At 39.1% G+C, this 17023-nt stretch carries 15 protein-coding genes and 1 pseudogene; 5 read left to right on the plus strand and 11 right to left on the minus strand.

All coding sequences use genetic code 11. The features are described from left to right. Window positions 1–7 precede the first annotated feature (7 nt). Window positions 8–1444 carry a tetratricopeptide repeat protein gene (locus OSH00_RS11455; protein ID WP_266130531.1) on the minus strand — a complete coding sequence of 479 codons (1437 nt, stop codon included), beginning with the start codon at window positions 1442–1444 and terminating at the stop codon, window positions 8–10. Window positions 1445–1864: 420 nt separating this feature from the next. Between OSH00_RS11455 and OSH00_RS11460 the strand changes: the two genes are divergently transcribed. Further along, window positions 1865–2743 carry an EamA family transporter gene (locus OSH00_RS11460; RefSeq protein ID WP_266130532.1) on the plus strand — a complete coding sequence of 293 codons (879 nt, stop codon included), beginning with the start codon at window positions 1865–1867 and terminating at the stop codon, window positions 2741–2743. 239 nt (window positions 2744–2982) lie between these two features. Here OSH00_RS11460 and OSH00_RS11465 read toward each other — a convergent pair whose 3' ends face one another. The 3 genes from OSH00_RS11465 to truB all read right to left on the minus strand — a co-directional run bounded on the left by OSH00_RS11465 (window position 2983) and on the right by truB (window position 5375). Continuing rightward, entirely contained in the window at window positions 2983–3444 is a 462-nt protein-coding gene (locus tag OSH00_RS11465; RefSeq protein WP_196075727.1) for a hemerythrin domain-containing protein, read from the minus strand. Window positions 3445–3620: 176 nt separating this feature from the next. Then, on the minus strand, window positions 3621–4388 hold the full coding sequence (locus OSH00_RS11470) for a sulfite exporter TauE/SafE family protein (protein WP_196075728.1): 768 nt from the start codon (window positions 4386–4388) through the stop codon (window positions 3621–3623). Window positions 4389–4469: 81 nt separating this feature from the next. Continuing rightward, a complete protein-coding gene (gene truB / locus OSH00_RS11475; protein WP_266130533.1) occupies window positions 4470–5375 on the minus strand; it encodes a tRNA pseudouridine(55) synthase TruB in 906 nt (301 codons plus the stop codon). Between the two features lie 135 nt (window positions 5376–5510). Here truB and OSH00_RS11480 point away from each other — a divergent pair, with 135 nt between their 5' ends. The 4 genes and pseudogenes from OSH00_RS11480 to OSH00_RS11495 all read left to right on the plus strand — a co-directional run bounded on the left by OSH00_RS11480 (window position 5511) and on the right by OSH00_RS11495 (window position 9808). Continuing rightward, a complete protein-coding gene (locus OSH00_RS11480) occupies window positions 5511–6545 on the plus strand; it encodes a lipase secretion chaperone (protein ID WP_266130534.1) in 1035 nt (344 codons plus the stop codon). Window positions 6546–6581: 36 nt separating this feature from the next. Then, window positions 6582–7565 carry an esterase/lipase family protein gene (locus OSH00_RS11485; protein ID WP_266130535.1) on the plus strand — a complete coding sequence of 328 codons (984 nt, stop codon included), beginning with the start codon at window positions 6582–6584 and terminating at the stop codon, window positions 7563–7565. Between the two features lie 69 nt (window positions 7566–7634). Then, window positions 7635–8606: pseudogene (locus tag OSH00_RS11490) on the plus strand (esterase/lipase family protein). Between the two features lie 236 nt (window positions 8607–8842). Then, on the plus strand, window positions 8843–9808 hold the full coding sequence (locus OSH00_RS11495) for a lipase family alpha/beta hydrolase (protein ID WP_266130536.1): 966 nt from the start codon (window positions 8843–8845) through the stop codon (window positions 9806–9808). Between the two features lie 138 nt (window positions 9809–9946). Here OSH00_RS11495 and rplS read toward each other — a convergent pair whose 3' ends face one another. From rplS to OSH00_RS11530, 7 genes are all read right to left on the minus strand, one after another. Beyond that, window positions 9947–10318, minus strand: coding sequence for a 50S ribosomal protein L19 (gene rplS, locus OSH00_RS11500; protein ID WP_004826442.1), 372 nt, complete (start codon window positions 10316–10318; stop codon window positions 9947–9949). A gap of 204 nt (window positions 10319–10522) precedes the next feature. Next, window positions 10523–11272 (minus strand): tRNA (guanosine(37)-N1)-methyltransferase TrmD, encoded by a 750-nt coding sequence (trmD, locus tag OSH00_RS11505; protein WP_266130537.1) that lies wholly within the window; start codon window positions 11270–11272, stop codon window positions 10523–10525. Window positions 11273–11312: 40 nt separating this feature from the next. Further along, entirely contained in the window at window positions 11313–11861 is a 549-nt protein-coding gene (gene rimM, locus OSH00_RS11510; RefSeq protein ID WP_266130538.1) for a ribosome maturation factor RimM, read from the minus strand. A gap of 22 nt (window positions 11862–11883) precedes the next feature. Beyond that, complete coding sequence (gene rpsP, locus OSH00_RS11515; RefSeq protein WP_005018185.1) at window positions 11884–12141, minus strand: 30S ribosomal protein S16; 258 nt, start codon at window positions 12139–12141, stop codon at window positions 11884–11886. Between the two features lie 145 nt (window positions 12142–12286). Then, a complete protein-coding gene (locus OSH00_RS11520; protein ID WP_266130539.1) occupies window positions 12287–12733 on the minus strand; it encodes a type IV pilin protein in 447 nt (148 codons plus the stop codon). Next, window positions 12727–13200: a type IV pilin protein gene (locus OSH00_RS11525; protein ID WP_266130540.1), complete on the minus strand. Its 474-nt coding sequence runs from the start codon at window positions 13198–13200 to the stop codon at window positions 12727–12729. The genes OSH00_RS11520 and OSH00_RS11525 overlap by 7 nt, the downstream gene beginning before the upstream one ends. A gap of 10 nt (window positions 13201–13210) precedes the next feature. After that, complete coding sequence (locus tag OSH00_RS11530) at window positions 13211–17023, minus strand: PilC/PilY family type IV pilus protein (protein ID WP_266130541.1); 3813 nt, start codon at window positions 17021–17023, stop codon at window positions 13211–13213.

The raw sequence follows: 17023 nt of genomic DNA on the forward strand, positions 1-17023 counted from the left end.
CTTTGATTTAAAACTCAATAGATGCTGCTTCAATATGCTGATTTTCTTTCGCTAAATCTAAATATTTACTGGCTGTTTTCTTATTTTTTCGCACACCGATTCCATCTTTATAAATTTTAAACAGTTCAAAATAAGAATCTATATCGCCATGATCTGCTGCCTGTTTAAATAAATCAGCACTTTGGCTCAAATCAACATCAACACATTTACCTTCTCTATACATTTGAGCCAGTAGAAAAAATGCACGTGGTACTTTAAGTTCTTTCGCCTTGTTTAACCAATCTAGTGCGCCTTGTGCATTATCTTGACGCTGTTCATAAATCGACATACACAGCATCGCCTGAGTATGTCCTTTATCTGCCGCAGTACTTAATAATGGCAGATGATGTTCGTGCTGCAATGGCAACAGCATTGACAGTTCAAATTGTGCATCCGGATGGTTTCGCATTGCTGCACGCTCAAGCCAAGAAACACCTTGATCAGGATTTTTTTCAGTACCTAAACCATAACGTAAACATTGTGCTAGTGAATATTGAGCTGACACATGCCCTGCAACAGCTGCATGTGATAATAATTCAACAGCAAGTGCGGCATAGTCTTGGTGTTTCTGTTCAGTCTTGGCATTTTCAGCATTTTTGAGCAAGTTCACTGCGGCCAAGTAAGCCGATTCAATATGTCCATGTTTGGCAGCTTTGAGTAAAAACTCCTGAGCAAGCGTTGCATCCCCTTGATCACGTTGTTGCTCAACTAAAGCACGAACATAGCAACCAAAAGGATCATTGTGTTGCTGAGCAATTTCAGCATATTTAAAAGCAGCATCTAGATTGTGCTGCGTGAAATAACTGAATGCCAACAAGGCACAGGCGAAATGATCTTTTTCAGCAATCTTGAGCAATTCATTTTGTACCTTGATTGGATCAAATCCTGAAAACTCGACACAAAATTTCAAACTATTTTGGTGCTGATTGTTTAAATAATTGTCTAAAAGTAATTGGTAAGCAGCTTGCGGATCTTGTACAAGTTGTTGCTGTGCATAGACAAAAATTGCCTCTGGATGGTTTAATTGAACAGCTTGTTGCAAATGCAGCAATGCTTGCGCTTGGGTCAACTGATCAGTTGCATGGTTTAATCCAAGATAGGCAAGTTCCAAATGAGCTAAACCATGATTAAGCTTTGCAGCATGTTGAAAAAAAAGAATCGCTGAAGGGATACTCTGATTTAAATAACGTCCCAAGACATGCCATTGACCTAACAAAGTACTCGCCGGCGCAAAGTCTTGATTGGATGCATTGACCAACAAATCCACACGTGTCTGAGCATCTTGTTCAGTTTGAGCAAAACCTTGTTGTTCCAACTTGAGGACTTCGATATACCAAGCTTCTGCTTGTGAATTGTCTGCCGTATTTAACGTCATATTTTCAATATTGTTGGTATGTCCTGACATCTTTTATTCCTAACATATGTGCCATTGCAATTATAATCTCTGTTATCTTACAGAGGACTATCCATAATCTCAAAGAAAAATATTAAAATGAGCGTCTGCTGATCGTTTACAGATGCTGGCGACAGAGGACATTTTTTAGACAGTGCAAGACTGCTCTTTTGAAGCTCGGTCATTCTAAATCAACAAGACCAATTCCCTATTCCTGTCCCGTGGGATTAGGGTAAAACCTCCATTAACGGCATTGTAAAACTTGTACAAGGGGATCGCCATGAGCTACATTTCATAGCGTATTGATGTCTTTTTGACCAATACCGCAATAGATAGCTGAAATGGCAACAGACTCTATTCATATATTACGAAATACTAAAATAAATCTGAGAAAGTGTTAAAATCTGTCCAATCCTTTTTTACACCATAGACATGCCAAATTCTCAACTCACTGCTGTGCTTTTCATGGTTTTATCTATGGTGGCTTATCAGATCAGTGCTTCGTTTGCAAAGCAGCTATTTGAAGTTTTAGATCCCATTACGGTCGTAACGTTAAGATTATGCTTTGCTTCCATTTTAATTATTTTAATGTTTCGTTCTTGGAAGATTATCAAACGCTTGCCGTACCTAAGATGGAAAGAATTACTGTACTATAGTGGTTCTGTGTGTTTGATGAATGTATTGTTCTATGCTTCTTTAGGCAAGCTCCCGCAAGGCATTGCGGTTGGCCTTGAGTTTTTAGGTCCACTGACATTAGCACTTGTCTCGATCAAACAAAAAAGTGATTATCTTTGGGTTTTTCTTGCCATCGTTGGTATCGCATTAATGGTGCCCTGGCAGGATGCCAATGCACATAACTTTTCTTATCTTGGTGCAGCTTTTGCACTTGGAGCGGGGATTTGCTGGGCAAGCTATATTTACTTTGGGCAAAAAGTGGTCCGCCAAAATATTGGTATGCACGCGCTCAGTATTGGGATTGTCCTCTCTGCACTGGTCATGTTGCCAATCAGTGTAGTACATGATTCACAGGCTTTATTACAAACTCAATATTGGGGTAAAGCCTTACTGATTGCGCTTTTGGCCACTGCAATTCCTTATGCTTTAGATTTACTTGCCTTAAAACGACTCAGTAAAATGAGCTATGGAACCTTGTCCAGCTTATCTCCTGCTCTGGCAGCAATTGCAGGAATGGTCTTACTCAATGAACATATCACGACATGGCAAATTATTGCCTTGATTTGTATTATGACCGCTTCCGTAGGAGTAACCCTCCGTTCTGCACGAAACCCATCAGCACTCAATAATGACTGATCTTTTTCAGTCACTTTTTCTAGCATGCCTATTCGATACATGGGGTGCTGGAGTCAAACTAAGCCGATTGATTTTATTAAACTATGATCCAATTAAACTATGATCAAATAGAGTCAATCTGTTCAAAAACTCATACCGTAAAACATAATTGTGCTTGATCAGTAAAATGTCTTATCTGCTCAAACTCAGCTTAATTTCAATCCCGTCTTCGTGTTTGCGTTCAGGTAAAATGAGTTGAATCACCCAACCAAACGCATTATTTCTTTTGCTTTGTACTTTTTATATTCTGACAAATATTTTTTCGCCAAGCTTATTTTCTGATTTTCATCTAAAATTTTCCCTGCTTTCATAAAAAAATTTTGCTCTTTCTGGTCAATGTGTCCTGCAACAGTATCAGATAATCTTTTTGCCAGTACCAACCAACGTGAATGACTAAAATCAGTTTGTTCTAAAGAATCTAAAATCGCCTCCATTTCTTGATATTCAGCAAGTGCCAAACGTGTAATATTTAAACCTGAATCCGTCATCATCAGTGGACTGTAAAAATAACGATCCTCGGCGACTGCATGTGCAAATAGTTCATTTTTCAGTAAATTGAAAATTTTCCGTCGCTCAGGCGTATCGCCTGATGTGTGGATGAGCTGTTCAGACAAATCCTTCTGAATCCTATGGCTTTCTCGTAAAGCCTCGAATATGTTCATCAAAATCCCTCTTTTTTTGATTCTATGTGAGCGGTGATGTTTGTTTTATTGAGTCGATAAATTTCGCTGAATAAGTCATCAATCATAAATAAACCCTCAAAAAAAAGCCCCACAAAATTTAAGAGTTTTTTGTATCAAAAAAACCTAAATTTTGCGGGGTACTTTGAATATGAATCTTAAGCCGTGAACATTTGATAGCCCAAACGGCAAATCAAGATACTGACCAAAATTAAAAATAAAATTCGAATAAAACCGCTTCCATATTTCAACGCCATTTTTACCCCCACCAGAGAGCCACAAATATTGGCGACCGCCATCATCAAGCCCAGTTGAAACAGCACATGCCCCGTAGGAATAAAGAAGCTCAATGCGGCAAAATTGGTCATAAAGTTGCCGATTTTCGAAAGTGCCGAAGCATGTAAAAAATCAACTTTCAGATAACGAATAAAATAGAAAATAAAAAAGCTGCCTGTGCCTGGTCCAAAAATTCCATCATAGAAACCAATCAATAAACCACCAATACCCGCGATCAACAGCATTTTATGGCTAATTTCCTGTTGAAAATGTACTTGTCCAAACTGTTTTTTAAAAAACGTATAGATTGCGATGACAATCAGCATAAACAAGACAAAGGGACGCAAAATTTCCTGGGGTATTAGTGCAACACAAGCGGCACCGCCAAATGAGCTGATGAATGCTGTGATCCCAATAACCGCAAGTAATTTCCATTCAATTTTGACTTGTTTCAAATACGAAAATGCTGCGGATGCCGTTCCACAAATAGACGCTAGTTTGTTGGTCCCAAAAACCGTTGCTGTCGGATAATGAGGTAATGCACCCATTAAAGCAGGAATTTGAATCAGCCCACCACCTCCTACAGCGGCATCAATGGCACCTGCGCAAAAGGCAAAAAACACTAAACTGAGAATAATATCAAATTCCATAACATTCACTTATCTTTAACGGAGCTATATTTGAAGAGCGCTCGTTCTTCAATCCACTGAATTTTTAGGCAATCTTTCCAATTAAAGATTTAAAACACGCTTCGGTACCAAACGCTTCTTATCCGTAATTTCAGCCAACCCTAAACATTTTTCAGCATCGAATACAAGCACTTCTGCGACTGCAGGATGATCAATATTACTTTCCATACCGCGGCAGAAATATTCTGCACGACCGTCAGGTACTTGAATTTTTGGAAAATGATCAATTGGTGCATACACAGGAAGCAACAACTTTTCTCGCGCTTGTTCGGTTAAGCTTTCCAAATATTCGATGGTATATTCTGGGATTAAATCAAAGTGACCAGTCTGAATCCGATGTAAATAGGTCAAATGTCCATACGTACCTAATGCTTTGGCAATGTCTTCACCCAACACTCGGATATAAGTCCCTTTAGAACATGTGATATCTAAAGTCAGGCTATGCGATGTAAAATCAATAAGTTCAACAGCGAAAATATGGATAGGACGTGCTTCACGCTCAATCTCAATGCCTTGCCGAGCCAACTCATACAAAGGACGACCTTGTTTCTTTAAAGCTGAATACATCGGGGGAATTTGCTGAATATCACCTGTAAATTGTGCAAGAACCTGCTCAATATGGGTTTGGTCTAATTCAGGAACATGCTTTTCCAGTAACACTTCACCTTCTACATCCCCTGTAGTGGTACTCTGTCCAAGCTGAATCGTTGTTCGATAACGTTTGGTCGAATCTAATAAATAATGCGAAAACTTGGTCGCTTCGCCTAAACAAATCGGCAATAAGCCTGAAGCCAAAGGATCAAGTGCACCTGTATGCCCGGCTTTCTGTGCTCGATACAACCAACGAACTTTTTGCAATGCTGCATTTGAACTAATGCCCAATGGTTTATTCAATAAAAATACACCACTGATGTGACGACGTGGAATCTTCTGGGCTTTTGAGGACATCTTGATCTTTATACATAAGTCGATGGGTTATTTTAACAAAAACCACTCATCTATTTTTACAAATTTTATATTTGAAACTGGCTGTTTTATGGCAAATTATTTTTGAATAAAAATACAAAAAATATAGGACATTAGATGGATTCATCGAGGAAAAAAACGCTTGGGATAGCACTGATTATTTTTTTAGTGGTGATTTTGACAGTCATTTTCTGGCTTAGGCCCAATCATCAAACAGTTGAAGCACAGCAGAGTTCTGGAAATACACTGCATTCCGAAGGACAAATGGCCTTCTCTAAACTTTCAACATCAGAAGCTTCAAGTTTTGCCAGCAAAAGCCAACGAGACACACAAATTAATTGCCAGATTCGAGTAGATGGTTCCAATCGTTTAATTGTCAATGAACAAACCAAAGACTGTTTTGAATATTTCATTACCCAGTACGGTGAAAAAACAATTGAACAAATCAAAACAGATTTTCAGCGTTATATTCAAGCAAGCTACCAAGACCCTGTTCTATCTCAGTTGAGTGATTTATGGACTCGCTACATGGATTACAGAAGTAAATTAGCAGATTTGCAAGCACCCAATGCGGACAAGGAAAGTGCAAAATACTATCAACAGATTGTGGATAATACCAAAAGTTTAAGAAAGAAATTCTTCTCAGATTATGAAATCCAAGGTTTATTTGGTACGCAAGATACCTATGACCAATATACAGTCGATCGCATGGCGGTGATGGATGACTCAGCATTATCTGCAACTGAAAAAGCCAAAAAACTCAAAGCCCTGTTCGATCAGCTTCCCGAAGATTGGAAAGAAAATCTAAAACAACTCAACCAACTTGAAGACCTTCGAAAACTTAGCGCAGAGATTAAAGCACGCGAGGGTTCAGCACAAGAACTGCACCAAATGCGCACGAACCTTGTTGGTCCAGAAGCAACTCAACGGCTAGAAACACTGGATGTTCAAAGAAGTGACTGGAAAAATAAAGTAAACCAATATTTATCTGAGCGAGACACAATTCTCAACAGCAATATGTCTGATTCCGCTAAAAAAAGTGCAATACAGCAACTCAAATCACAACAATTTTCCAATCAGCAAGAACAGCTTAGATTACAAACATTTGAAACAGTACATGACCAAGGAGGTAAATTACCGTTTGCAAATTAGTCAATAATCTTTTGACATTACAGGGAAAGAAAAGAAATGAAAAACAGGACAATAAAAAATCGTTTGGGACGCTGTATATGTTGCGTGTTGGGACTCTGTTTAGTCAGCTTGACACAGGCATCTTCAGGCATTTTGCAAGTCAAAGATATGATCAAGTCTGATTATGCAAAAACGAATTATCCAATTGTTATGACACATGGTTGGCTCGGATGGTCACGTATAGGAAACAGTAGTTTCAATATTGACTATTGGTATCAAATCTTACCCGACATGGCGCGCAACGGCGCCACTGTTTTTGCAGCACAGTTGTCCCCTGCAAACACCACTGAGATACGTGGCGAACAACTGATTACCCAGGTTGAAGAAGTGCTTGCCATTACTGGAAAAGAAAAAGTCAACTTGATTGGGCACAGTCATGGCGGTCCAACTGTACGCTATGTTGCGGCTGTCAAGCCTCAATATGTTGCGTCTATCACTGGCGTAGGTGGAACTTTTCGAGGAACTCGTGTTGCAGATAGTATCCAGAATAATCAAGTGACTAAAACTGTTCTTAATATTTTTGGTCAATATATTATTGGCCCTGTAATTGCTTGGGCTCAAGCAAACCCTAGTTTACCCATTAACTTTGATGCTTCAATGAAGTCGTTAACAGAAACAGGATCTTATACGTTTAATCGCAAATTTCCAACTGCTGCACTCGCCCCAGATTGTAATCAAACAGGGGCGAAAGTTGAAAATGGAATTCATTACTACTCTTGGGGAGGAACCGCACAAACCACAAATTTATTCGATATCGATACCCTATTAATGCAACTTGCCCCCTTAGTGTATGGCAACACTGATAATGATGGTATGGTGCCGCGTTGTAGTACGCATATTGGTCAAGTGATTAGAGATAATTACGATTTAAATCATACGGATTTAGCCAATATGATGTTTGGTTTAAGAGCTTGGTTTTCACAGGATCCTGTTGCCCTATATCGACAACATGCCAACCGTTTGAAGTTACAAGGACTGTAATCTACACCAACTTACAATTCTAGAAATTGTGGGTTATTTATTCAGTTAAAACAAAAAGAGTATTTAAAAATGAAATTAAAGATCAGTTCACTTGGGCTGGGTTTCATCCTCGGACTCAGTGCAATGACAGTCTCAGCATCAGGGCTACAAACTGTCACGCCGAACTATGTAAATTCTGACTATGCAAAAACCAAGTATCCAATCGTATTTAACCACGGCATGTTTGGTTTCACTCGGCTTGGTACATCATCATTTGGCTTAGATTATTTTTATCAGGTCCTCCCCGATCTTGCTCGAAATGGTGCAAGAGTCTATGCAACTCAAGTGTCTCCTTTAGAAACGACCTAAGTTCGAGGTGAACAACTCTTACAGCAAGTGGATGAGGTTTTGGCATTAACGGGATCCGCCAAAGTAAATCTGATTGGACATAGTCATGGTGGACCAACCATCCGTTATATTGAAATCGTTGCGCCCAATAAAGTTGCATCTTTAACAGCTGTTGCAGGAACAATAAAAGGGTCCAAAGTTGCTGATGATCTATTGAATAATCAGGGTTCTAATGCGTTGTTAACTGTTGTCAGCCAATATATTGTGGCACCTGTGATTACGCTTTTGGAAAATAATCCATCACTCCCAAATAGTTTAAATCACTCACTGCAAAGCATCAGTGAAAAGGGTTCTGCTGAATTTAATGCAAAATTTCCAAGTGCAGCGATTCCTCAGGATTGTGGCAATGGTCAGAAAGTGACTGCAAATGGTGTTTACCATTATTCCTGGACAGGCAAAGCACAATTGACCAATGTTCTTGATCTGACTGATGCTGCAATTTCTACTCTTGCACCATTGTCTTATAAAAACTTAGACAATGATGGTTTAGTGAGTCGTTGTAATACTCATTTCGGACAAGTCATTCGAGATAATTACGATCAAACCCACTTGGATGAGGTCAATCAAATTTTAGGATTGCGCGGATTATTTTCACCAAATCCAGTCGATCAATTTCGCCAACAAGCCAACCGTTTGAAACTAGAAGGCTTATAACGTGTCTAAAATATTTACTGTGAGATCAACAACAGTAAATTTTATTTATGTTTGATTAAAAAATCACGTTGCCATCCACTGTTATGGCAACGTGATTTTTATCGAAAAGTAAAATATTAAGTTACAGTTTAGGTTGTTTTTCATCCAAATCTCATCGATTACATCACTTCAGCTTTGCTACGTTAAAAAACGATACATACCAAAAAACCCAATAATAAAACCAATGGAGATTGATGATGAAATATGGACATCTGATCGCAGGTCTATTTCTCGCATGTACCTTATCCACTGTACATGCATCCACAGCACAACCAATCACTGCAACAAAAATAAGTTCTGATTATGCAAAAACCCAATACCCCATTGTATTTGCTCATGGTATGGCAGGATTTATTCGCGTTGGCGATGTTTTAGGTCTCGACTACTGGTATCAAATTTTACCTAATTTGGCGCGTAACGGTGCAAATACATGGGCGACACGTGTATCACCATTTAACTCAACTGAAGTACGCGGTGAACAGCTGGCTCAACAAGTAGAAGAGATTTTAGCCATTACAGGCAGCCAAAAAGTAAATTTAATTGGTCATTCTCATGGTGGTCCAACCAGTCGCTATGTTGCAGGAATCATGCCTAATCACGTTGCATCAGTTACCGCTATCGGTTCACCGCAGAGAGGAAGCCCCGTTGCAGATATCATTCTGAATGCAGAAGGTACAGTTCTTGAAGGACCGGTGGTCAGTCTTGTAAATTTATTCTCGAAGGCGATTGTTTGGGCACAAGGCTTAGATCCCAAAAGCTTTCCGCATGATGCACTTGCCGGAGGAAAAAGCGTAACGACCGAAGGATCTGTTTTATTTAACCGTAAATTTCCAATGGGTGTCGGTACTACAGCATGTAGTGAAGGTGCTTACCGAGAAAAAGGGATTCAATTTTTTTCATTTACAGGTAATACAGCGGTCACCAATCTTTTAGACTTAGATTCAGCACTGCTTGGTACAAGTTTATTGATCAATGCGGGTCATGATAATGATGGTTTAGTTTCACGTTGTAGTGCGAAATTTGGTAGAACTATTCGAGATAACTATCGTTGGAATCATTTGGACGAAATCAATCAAATTTTAGGTTTACGTGCACTCTTTGCACCAGATCCAGTGCAAGTCTATCGTGAACATGCCAACCGCCTGAAATTACAAGGCTTATGATTTTTATTAAAACTCTGAATTAATCTAAATAAGCTTTAAATCAAAAAAAATATATCCATAACATTGACTCTATTCATCAATCCTTTATAAAAAATGCGCCTGATAAGGCGCATTTTTAGCTGTAAAGCAAAGTTTAAATTAACCTTGTTTACGCGCAGGCAATTTCTCACGAATACGTGCAGCTTTACCAGACAATTCGCGTAGGTAATAAAGCTTAGCACGACGAACGTCACCACGACGTTTCACTTCGATTTTAGCAACGATTGGAGAGTGAGTTTGGAATACACGCTCAACACCAACACCGCTAGAAATTTTACGTACTGTGAACGCAGAGTTCAAGCCACGGTTTTTCTTCGCAATCACCACACCTTCGAACGCCTGTAGACGCTCACGGTCACCTTCTTTTACTTTTACTTGAACAACAACTGTGTCACCAGGAGCAAAAGCAGGGATGTCAGTTTTTAACTGTTGGTTTTCAATTGCTTGAACTAAAGGATGTTTACCACTCATTGTGGGAATCTCCGATTTTGCGGAACAGAAGAGGTCTGTACAACCGCTGGGGACAGAGGCTAAATCGCATATCAACCCGTTTATCTTTCCCCTTAATCTCACTCAAGTCAGAGAGAGTTTAAGGAGCCTATAAAAGACATTTAACCAAAGCTAAATATCAATTTGTAGAAGCATTGCTTCTCAATCTTGTGCTTGAACCAAGCATCATTTTGCTTGGTCTTGCTGATCTTTTAGCCATTTCTTTTGCTGCTTGGTCAACTCAACTTTTTCCACCAACTCAGGTCGACGTTCCAAAGTGCGTTGATAACGTTGCAAAAACCGCCATTTTTCAATATTTGCATGATGACCTGATTTTAAAACATCAGGAACATCCAAACCTTCAAAATGGTCTGGCTTGGTATATTGAGGACAGTCGAGTAAACCATCCACAAATGAGTCTTGCACTGCTGACTGTTCATCCGACATGGTATTCGGCAAACGTCGAATCACACTGTCTAATAAAACCATCGCAGGTAGTTCACCACCCGACAATACGTAATCCCCAATCGACCATTCCTGATCTACATATTTTTGGATCAAACGCTCATCGACACCTTCATAGCGTCCACACAGCACAATCAATCCATCATAGTGAATAAATTGCTGTACCGCAGGTTCGTTTAGGGTTTTACCTTGTGGAGACATATACACCACAGGGACATGAACCGCTCCTGCTTGCTTTGCAAGCTGTTTGGCATGGTGTATTGCTTTTGCCAAAGGCTCAGCCATCATTACCATGCCTGGGCCACCACCAAATGGACGTTCATCCACTCTTTTGTAGTTACCCTCGGCAAATTCTCGTGGATTGATACAATGAACTTGTACAATGTCACGTTTTACCGCGCGTCCGCTAATGCCGTACGCTGTAATCGCTTCAAACATTTCAGGAAAAAGCGTAATGACTGCAAAAAACACCGCAGACTCCTCTATTTTCCTGCTGTGCCAATCCTAGGGATTAATAATCTACGCCCCAATTCACGTAGATACGACCAGCTTCGAGATCAACGCGTTGTACCACATCTTTATGCCATGGAATCATTCGCTCTTCACCATCGATGCTCTCTGCTGTTGCACGAACAACCATGACATCATTGGCGCCTGTTTCAAACAGTTCATGGATTTGACCGAGATTTACTTCTTGCTCTTCATCATTTAGACCTAACACCGTTAGACCTTTTAAATCAGACCAATAGTACTCATCCACACCTGGTTGAGGCAGTTGCGACTTTGAAATCCAGATATTAGCGCCAACCAAATTGTCTGCTGCGGTACGATCAATCACACCTTTTAGCGCAACAACAAGGCCTTTGCCATGTGGTTTCCAACGTTTTACATCGACAATTTGCCAACCTGCTTTAGTTTCTATATACCAAGGCAGGTAGTCAAAAATGTTGCTCATAGGTTCAGTATTGGAATAGACCCAGAGCCACCCATTTAATCCATATGCTGAACGTAGCTGTCCAATCTGAATACGATCTTCGGGCACATTCTGTGTTGGTGTCATGGGCTACCTACTGCCGAATAAATTATGCAGCAGTTGCAGCTTTCTTCGCTTGAGCAGCTAAAGAAGCAACACGTTCAGAAGGTTGAGCACCTTGTGAAACCCAGTGAGCAAAACGGTCAGCATCTAAACGAAGTTTTTCTGCTTTACCTTGAGCTGTAGGGTTAAAGAAACCGATACGCTCGATGAAACGACCGTCACGTGCATTACGGCTATCAGTCACAATGATTTGATAGAACGGACGTTTTTTAGCACCACCGCGTGCTAGACGAATTACAACCATGATAGAACCTTATAGTTTTTACGGATTATCCTTGCACCGACCACCGGTACATTTCAAACCCCTTTCATAGAGGGCAGTATTTTACGTTATCTTGAGTGTGAAAGAAAGATCAATTTTTGTTTATCCACAATTTTGAATTTAAATTCTATCTACCGTCCCAGTTTGTGGATGCAGAAGGGGTGCATGTGCTGCCTTTGGTCCAACATTTTTGACCTTGGTTGTTTAGGACTATAGAACCATTTCCATCTTGAGTTGTATTTGTATTTGGAGTTGCTGTTAATGTCCATGTTCCTGCTGAGACATTAGATAAAGTAAGCTTATACAATGACTTACTTCCAGAAGGATATTGATCAGCAACCCCTAATGTGGTTAGATCAATTGGAGTCGCATCCTGTTTTTTTAGAAATGTAGCGTTCAATGTCCTATATTTTTGTAATAAGCCGCCAATCCTAACCATTTCAGACTGCATATCAACACGGTTTGCTTTGATTAAATAGTCTGTATAAATTGGATAAGCAATTCTTGCCAATATTCCCAAAATTGCGACCACAATAAGTAGTTCAATTAAGCTAAAACCCTGTTCTTTTACCATGGTTGGCTTCCTGTTTTTGTTCCATCGTTCCAAGGTTCACATTTAAAATTTACATCACTTGCTAAGCGTGATTTACATTGCAACCCGTTACTACTCATTAAAAAATAATTATTTTTAGGATTATAATTACGATTGTTTAAATCAGTAGGCGGGGCGACTGAAATATACCAGCCGATCCCCTGCACATCATCAGTCAGATTTTTTGAACTGTCTTCCAAATCTGAAATTTTCAATGTATAGCCACCGGGTAACTCTGTAGCCGTTTCAGAAAAATTTCTATAATTAAAATTTCTAGATTTATATCTTTCCAATTGTTCAGCAATTTTTAAAATTTCTTGCTGCACCTTTTTCTCTCTATTTGACTGAATTATATCCTTATAGGTAGGTATGGCTATAGCTGCCATTATTGCAATAATAATGACAACGATAACTAACTCAATAAGGGTAAATCCTTGTATTTTTTTCATGGATTCGTCCTTAACGTTCATACCAACGCTGGGAAATAAACTTAGTTTTACTGGTATAGTTCGTTAAAGATTCAGTTGTAGGAAAGTTTAGAACTAAACCACGGTTTTTGTCCTTACCACCGAAACTGATACCGATATTTCCTTTTCCTAATGAAATTTCATTTGGACGGTTCTTGACGACTACAGTATTTCCACTCAATACAGTACATTGACCGTAAGGTAAGCAGAATTGGTTAGCCTTACTTTCACCACGTACACCACCGTAACAATCAACATCATCAATATCGATATTTGCATTAAATATGCTGACATATAGATCACTGTCAATTGCAATATTATCATTGAGAACACGTTTCTTAGAGCCTAACGGATAGTACCATCCCCCATAACTGAAACTTGTAGCTGTATTACCATCAGTATTTTTAACCAGCTGTTTACTGCCTGTGGTCATTGAATTGATATCGACCGAATTTAATTCACTATCCTTTAGTACCGATAGATTTCGACGTGTTACATCTTTATCGTAGACAACATACAAAGCATCATTTTTATTGGTTTCTGACATAGGTGAACTCAGGTTACCAGAACCAATTGTCAATACCGCAAATAAACTTCCGCCATTATTATGAATGGTAAATGTAGGCGTAGAATAGAATCTAGGTACATCTGATGCATTCGACTGATTTAGAATTCGAGTGACGCGTTTAGCCAAATTGACTGTCTTGCCTGCTTGAGTTGAACTGTCTAAGTCTACACGCCACAATTGACCACCTAAATCACCAAAATATAGGTGATCTACGAGTCCATCACTATTACGGTCAATTGCTTTTATCTGACTCACCACGCTACGTTTCATGTTACTGACGCTAGTCTCTGTGACTTTATCAACTGATGCATTGGCACTTGCCCACCATAAAACTGAGCCAGTTTCAGCATCAAAAATATATACTCCCGCCCCCCTATCAATGCTACTGGATGTTGGTGTACCTATATTTTCATAAATTGGGTCATAACCACCACCAACAATCATCACCAACTTACGTGAACCTTGCCAGTTTATCCAGGCTAGAGTAGGTTTAGACCAACTTTGTCCCATATAGCTAATTGGTGAATATGCTGCGGCATCGTCAGGGCTAATTCTAAATTTTATTTTTGGTTTTCCACTGGTAGAGGTAACATCAGATAAATCTAGAGCATAATAACTGCGCCCTCCCATGCGTAAACCACCATATAACCATTGTTTACCACCGCTCACCGTTACAACAGGCTCTGTTGCATTTGTACCAGACTTGGTGACATATTCAGTATAGGCTGTCCAAGGACCGTCAACTCCATACTCCAGGTTTCTTCCCTGGTTTTCTTGATTTAAAAAACCTTTGCTTTGCTTTTCAATCATTTCGTTAGGAACAAATGTAAATACTTCTTTACCCGCATTACTATCGGTTGCACTATCACCTGCTCGGATGACATGTAATAGCCCTTGAGTTGTTCCAAATACAATTAAGTCATCACGATCCTTGTAACTTAAATCACCTGTTTTAGCATCAAATTGGGTTGTCCCTTTTTGTGTAATTAATAAGGGTCTAGAATGCATTACTGCGCCCATTTGCCGAAGTGTTGCATTGGATTGTGTGAGAAAATTTACAAAGGACGTATTGGCAGCATCACTATTGCTGGTCGTAAGGTTTGATGCCATGGCAGAAGTTACATTGTAACCAAACAAAGCTGCAAGATAACCACGCTTGGTATCTATACTAAAATTATTCGTAGGATTATTGGCTTTTAAATCAGCACTACTTACTTGTAATAAAGCCTTGTCGTTCCCAATACTCGATACAGTGCCATCATTACCAACTTTTCTGTCTGTATAAATAGTTCTTTCAATATTATTGACATTCCCTAACTTAAATTGACTTAAGGCCCCACCAACTCTTACTTCAAATTCTTTTTCAACATCTACGTTATTTTCTTGAACGATTTTAGTAATTGTCTTTTTAATAGAAGTATCTGCCCAATAATCATTTGGATCATCAACACTAATTCCCTTTGCAGCATCAAATACAATCTTGTTATCACGATCTTTAATTATATTATCAACCACTTGGTATTTTTTAAGATTACCAATCCATGTTGTGACTTGAGCATCTGGAGCTGGATCAAATTGTGGGAAGTATCCCCAAGGCTGAATATTTTGAGTATCTAAATTATCTACAGGAATTGTAATTGAGCCTGTCGTGACCGGTGGAATATATTTTTGAAGCTTTTTAAGGAAGGCATTAACACTTGCAACAACATCGGCATCATTATTGCCAGGGTAATATCCTCCTCCACCCAATATTCCCCATTTTTTAGCATCACTAATATCATTGGCTTTATTTGATGTTGGCGTACCGGTCATATCAGATCCAAATCCAACAACTGCTGTCTTGATTGATACACCAGCTGGATTATTTGAACCACCTTTTAATAACCGTTTAGTATATTCACCAATACAAGTCCAGTTGTTTGTATTATTACTACTATTATAATACGGCGTACTGCCACCTAAAGAATCACTTGTACACCTAAAACCAGAGTCATTTAAACTTTCACGCATAATATTCAGAGATGAATTATTTCGCCCATACTCAGGAACACCATCTGTTAGAAAATAAATACCTTGTGTATTGCATTGCTTAGTTGAGGTAATAGTTTCGGGGTTTAAATACTTAGTAGAACCACTAATATTGGTGACATTCGAGATAAATCCGCTGCCACTAGAATTTCGTGTAGATTGTCCCATCAAATACGCAGCAACCTCAGCATAAGCAAACGCTGTAGGAGTACCTCCGCCTGCTGTTAATGCATTCACAGCACGTATCATTTTATTACGGTGAGTATCTTTAGCATTACCCGTATAGGTAGTAACTACTTGTCCAGCAATAGTAGCTGTTTGACTTTTCTTTTGATTCTGACTTTCAGTATTTGTTCTTGTATTGGTTTGTTCGTAACAAGTCCCCCCCCACGAAGAGTCTGTACATGTTACAACATCGTTATATGTTTGATTACTTGAACCAATATTAACCCACCCACCTTGATCAGACCAATTAGGATATCCATATTGATTTTGACTAGTTGAATTTAAACCATTTAAATCAGCTAAGGTTTTTGTTGAATCTGCCCATGTTTTACAACTTGGATCATTGCTGTTATTTATATTATTCCAATCAATACACTCTTGAACAGTTATGGTATTCCCTAGTACTTTATTATCTACGGATTCGCCACTTGCACTCGGATTAGAACCACTCCAACCACTCCAACCACTCCAAGTACTCCAACCACTCCAATTCCCCCAATCACTCCAAGAATACCTTCTTGTTCTGGTTTGTGTACTATATCGCTCTCGACTATTAATTCTCGTTAAGTCTCTAGACAAATTGAATGTCGCCGAAGTAGAAACTCGATAGATTTCCTTAGTCCCAATATCAGTTTCTTGTCCTAAAGCTCGAGCCTCTAAGTCAATACGCCCAGTAGTTCCACTAAACTCAGACAAACCAACTACTAGTTTATCTGGTAATCGTTCTATTCCTTGAGAAGTATCACCCTGAAGCAGTTTTAACATCCCATTTTTTAGGCTTTGGATTCGATTTTCACCATAATCATTAGAGCCCGGGTTCATACTCCCTGAAACATCAAGCATAAACATAATAGTCGTAACTGAAGTTTGAGGTGCTTTATAGAGTTCCGTATCACTTGCATAGCTCGGTAAAGCAGAACAAACTAAGGATGTGATAAAAGCTGTTTGTATCGCAATAACTATTTTTTTATATTTAGTTTTCAT

It is taken from the genome of Acinetobacter nematophilus, from assembly GCF_026344175.1.
Taxonomy (GTDB): Bacteria; Pseudomonadota; Gammaproteobacteria; order Pseudomonadales; family Moraxellaceae; genus Acinetobacter; species Acinetobacter nematophilus.